At 71.4% G+C, this 5,035-nt stretch carries 1 protein-coding gene; it reads right to left on the reverse strand.

Going from position 1 to position 5,035, the window contains the following annotated elements:
* The coding region (locus ABZW10_RS38550) for a beta-ketoacyl synthase N-terminal-like domain-containing protein (protein ID WP_355376355.1) at positions 1-5,035 on the reverse strand (5,035 nt) is incomplete at both ends.

Here is a 5,035-nt window from a genome sequence, read left to right on the forward strand (position 1 = left end):
TCGGTGATGTCCTCGTTGTCGGTGGTGGCCACCGCGTGCTGGGTGACGATCACCAGGCGCGTGCTGTTGAGCAGTTCGTCCGTGAGGAAGCCCTGTACCAGCGCCAGCGTGTCGACGAGCAGCTCCCCGACCTCGACGGCCCCATCGACGGAGGGAATGGCGAGAACCAGTTCGGGCTTCGGGTCCCCGGCTCCCAGCCCGTCGAGCATCGTCCGGAGGTCCGTGTACGTCTGGGACTGCACGCCGGCGGATCGGAGCACATCGGCTGTCCGCCCACCGTCGGCTCCGAGGATCGCCCACGGCCCGCTGGGCGCGCCGACGGCGGTCGGAACGGTGATGGCCGGCCAGGTGAGCTGGTGGAGCGCGTTGTGCTCGGGGTTGGTGCGCGCGGCGGCCGCGATCTGCTCGGCGCTGACGGGCCGAGCGGTGAGCGTGCGGATCGTGGCAACCGGGGTGCCGTCCGCGTCGGCGAGCGAGAGCGTGGCCGAACCGTCCGCGTCGGTCGGCGTGATGGACACGCGGAGGGCGGTGGGCGTGCCGGCGGTGTGGAGGGTGACGCCGTGCCAGGCGAAGGGGAGGGGGATGTGGTCGGTGGCGTCGGTGAGGTTGGTGAGCTGTGCGTGGAGGGCGGCGTCGAGGAGCGCCGGGTGAATGGCGAAGCCGTCGGGCTTCGCTTCAGGGGCATCCGGGAGGGCGATCTCGGCGTAGGTGGTGGTGCCCTGCTGCCAGGCGGCCTGGAGGCCCTGGAAGAGCGGGCCGTAGTGGTAGCCGAGGTCGTGGATGCGCGGATAGAGGTCGTGGAGGTCGACGGGCTTCGCACCGGTAGGCGGCCAGGCCGTCAGGTCCGCGGCCCGCGCTTCGGCCGACGGGTCCGCGACGAGCTGACCCGTGGCGTGCAGCGTCCAGTCGGGGTTGTCGTCGCTGTCCGGACGCGAGTGGATGGTGAGGGTGCGGCGTCCGGTCTCGTCGGCCGGGGTGAGGGCGAGCTGGAGCCGAGTGGCGGCGTCGGAGGGCAGGACGAGAGGCGCCTGGAGGGTGAGCTCGTCAACGGTGGTGGTGTCGGTGTGCTGGGCCGCGTAGAGGGCGAGGTCGATGAAGGCGGTGCCGGGCAGGATGACCGTGTCGTGCACGGTGTGGTCCGCGAGCCAGGCATGCGTCGCCTGGGACAGCCGGCCGGTGAAGAGCCGGATTCCTTCGGGGAGTTCGATGGTGGCGGTGAGGATGGGGTGGTGGCTGGGGGTGATGCCGGCGGTCGTGATGTCGCCGGTGGTGGGGGTGGGGTGGAGCCAGTAGCTCTGGTGTTGGAAGGGGTAGGTGGGGAGGTCGGTGTGGCCGGGGTGGTGGCCGAGGAGCGCGGCCCAACTGATCCTGGTGCCGGTGGTGTGGAGGGTGGTGAGGGCGGTGGTGAGGGTGTGGGTTTCGGGGGTGGTGGGGTGGAGGGTGGGGATGGTGGTGGTGTCGGGGTGGGTGGTGCGGGTGAGGGTGGTGAGGGTGGTGTCGGGGCCGATTTCGAGGTGGGTGGTGACGCCGTTGTTGTGGAGAGTGGTGAGGGCGTCGGCGAAGCGGACGGCTTCGCGGATGTGCCGGGTCCAGTAAGCCGGTGAGGTTAGCTCCTCCGCCGTGGCGATCTGTCCGGTGACGTTGGAGATGACCGGGGTGGTGGGCGCCGTATAGGTCAGGGACTCGGCGACTTCCCGGAAGGTGTCGAGGATGTCGTCCATGTGGGGGGAGTGGAAGGCGTGGCTGACGTGGAGCTGCCTGGTTTTGCGGCCTTGTTCGGCGAAGTGGCGGGCGATGGTGTGGGCGGTGTCGTGGTCGCCGGAGATGACGGTGGAGTGGGGGGTGTTGAGGGCGGCGATGGTGACACCGGGGTGCTGTTCGAGGAGGGGGAGGAGTTCCTGTTCGGTGGCTTGGATGGTGATCATGGTGCCGTCGGTGCGGGCGTTTTGCATGAGGCGGCCGCGGGCGGCGACGAGGGTGGTGGCGTCGGTGAGGGTGAGGACGCCGGCGGCGTGGGCGGCGGTGAGTTCGCCGATGGAGTGGCCGGTGAGGTAGTCGGGGTGGATGTCCCAGGTGCGGATGAGGGTGTGGAGGGCGGTTTCGAGGGCGAAGAGGGCGGGTTGGGTGTAGGCGGTCTGGTGGAGGAGGTCGCCGAGTTCGGTGTCGGCGGGGGCGAACATGACGTCGCGCAGGGGGTGTTGGAGGTGGGGGGTGAAGTGGTCGCAGACGTTGTCGAGGGCGGCGGCGAACGCGGGGAAGACGTCGTGGAGTTCGCGGCCCATGCCGTTGCGTTGGGAGCCCTGTCCGGTGAACAGGAACGCGGTCTTGCCAGTGCCACCGCTGGTGGTTGACGTGGGTGTGGTGCCGTTGGCGATGGCGCGCAGGCCGGTGAGGAGTTCGTCCTGGGTGGTGCCGGTGGTGGCGGCGCGGTGGTCGAAGTGGGTGCGGGTGGTGGCCAGGGCGTGGGCGACGCGGGTGATGTCCTGGTCGGGGTGGCTGGTCAGGTGTGCGGCGAGGCGGGCGGCCTGGTCACGGACGGCCTGCTCGGTCTTGCCCGACAGCACCCACGGAACCACCGGCAGCGTGGGAAGCACGCCAGGAGTCAGGGCCTTGGCATCGGCCGTGGGGGCCGTGTCCGGCGCCTGCTCGAGGATGACGTGGGAGTTGGTACCGCTGATGCCGAAGGAGGAGACGCCGGCCCGGCGCGGGTGGCCGGTCTCGGGCCAGGGCGTGGCCTCGGTCAGGAGCGAGACGGCCCCGGCCTCCCAGTCGATGTGGGGGGAGGGCGCGTCGACGTGGAGGGTCTTGGGGAGCAGGCCGTGCTGCATCGCCTGGACCATCTTGATGACACCGCCGACACCGGCCGCGGCCTGGGCGTGTCCGATGTTCGACTTGAAGGAGCCGAGCCACAGCGGCTGGTCGGCGGGGCGGTTCTTGCCGTAGGTGGCGAGGATCGCCTGGGCCTCGATCGGGTCGCCGAGTTTGGTGCCCGTGCCGTGCGCTTCGACGGCGTCCACGTCGCCGGGCTTGAGGCCGGCACTGGCCAGGGCCTGGCGGATGACCCGCTGCTGTGAGGGGCCGTTCGGGGCGGTGAGGCCGTTGCTGGCGCCGTCCTGGTTGACGGCGGTGCCACGGACCAGGGCGAGCACGCGGTGGCCGTTGCGCTGGGCGTCGGACAGGCGCTCCAGGAGGAGCAGGCCGACGCCTTCGGCCCACGTCGTGCCGTTGGCGGCCGAGGAGAAGGACTTGCAGCGGCCGTCGGGGGCCAGGCCGCGCTGGCGGCTGAACTCCAGGAACATGCCCGGATTGGCCATCACGGTCGCACCGCCGGCGAGCGCCATGCCGCATTCGCCGTTGCGCAGGGCCTGCGTGGCGAGGTGCAGCGCGACCAGGGAGGAGGAACAGGCGGTGTCGACGGTGACCGCCGGACCCTCCAGCCCGAGGGCGTACGCGACACGGCCGGAGGCGACGCTGGCCGTGGTGCCGGTCAGGATGTACCCCTCGACGCCTTCCGGACCCTGGTGGGTGAGGGAGACGTACTCCTGCGTGACGACGCCGGCGAAGACGCCCGTGTGGGTGCCGCGCAGCGCGGCCGGCTCCAGGCCCGCACTCTCGACAGCCTCCCAGGCGGTCTCCAGGAGGAGACGCTGCTGGGGGTCGAGGGCCAGTGCCTCGCGCGGGCTGATCCCGAAGAAGTCGGCGTCGAACAGGTCGGCGTCGTAGAGGAAGCCACCCTGGCGGGTGTAGGTCTTGCCGGGCGCGTCGGGGTTCGGGTCGTAGAGCTCGTCGATGTTCCAGCCTCGCGCGGCGGGGAATTCGCCGACCGCGTCGACGCCGTCGGCGACCAGCTGCCACAGCTCCTCGGGCGAGCTCACGCCGCCCGGGAACCGGCAGCCGATGCCCACGATCGCGATCGGCTCCGCGCCGCCGTCGGCGTCGCCGGTCGCGGCGGTGGCGACGGGTGAGGCGAAGGCCACGGCCTCGGCTTCGTCGCCGCCGAGTTCGGCCTGAAGGTGCGTGGCGAGGGAGGAGGCGGTCGGGTAGTCGAAGATCAGGGTGGCGGGCAGGCGCAGGCCGGTGGCCGTGCACAGGCCGTTGCGCAGTTCGACGGCGGTGAGGGAGTCGAGACCCAGCTTGTTGAACTCGCGGTCCGGATCGATGGTGTCCGTCGAGTCGTGCCCGAGCACGGCCGCGACCTGGCCGCGTACGAAGTCCAGGACCACCGGTAGCTGCTCCGCCTTGCTGCGGCCCGCCAACTGCTGCTGCAGGGCCGATCCGCCGCCGGCCGGCCCGGAATCGGCGGCCCGCCGGACGGACTTGCGGACAAGCCCCCGGAGGAGCGGCGGAACCGCGTTGCTCTCGGCCTGCTGGAAGGACGACGTGTCGAGTCGGGCGGGAATGAGCAGCGGCACACCGGCCGCGCCGGTGAGAACGGCGTCGAAGAGGGAGAGGCCAAGGCTGACGCTCATCGGGGCGATGCCGGAGCGTGCCCACCGATTGACGTCGGCGGTGTCCAGGGTGCTGCCCATGCCTGTTCCGGTGTCCCACAGGCCCCAGGCGAGGGAGGTGGCGGGGAGTCCGTTGGTGTGGCGGTGGTGGGCGAGGGCGTCGAGGTAGGTGTTGGCGGCGGCGTAGTTGGCCTGGCCGGGGGATCCGAGGGTGCCGGCGATGGAGGAGAAGAGGACGAACGCGGAGAGGTCGGTGTTCTGGGTGAGTTCGTGGAGGTGGTGGGCCGCGTCGGCCTTGGGGCGGAGGACTGCGCTGAGCTGGTCGGGGGTGAGGGAGGTGATGGTGGCGTCGTCGAGGACGCCGGCGGTGTGGATGACGGCGGTGAGGGGGTGCTCGCCGGGGATGGCGGCGAGGAGGGCGGCGAGTGCGTCGCGGTCGGTGGTGTCGCAGGCGGTGATGGTGATCTGGGCGCCGAGTGCGGTGAGTTCGGCGGTGAGTTCGGTGGCGCCGGGGGCTTGGGGGCCGCGGCGGCTGGTGAGGAGGAGGTGGTGGGCGCCGTGTTGGGTGACGAGGTGGCGGGCGAGGA

The sequence above is a fragment of the Kitasatospora sp. NPDC004723 genome (assembly GCF_040609255.1).
In the GTDB taxonomy this organism is placed as follows: Bacteria; Actinomycetota; Actinomycetes; order Streptomycetales; family Streptomycetaceae; genus Kitasatospora.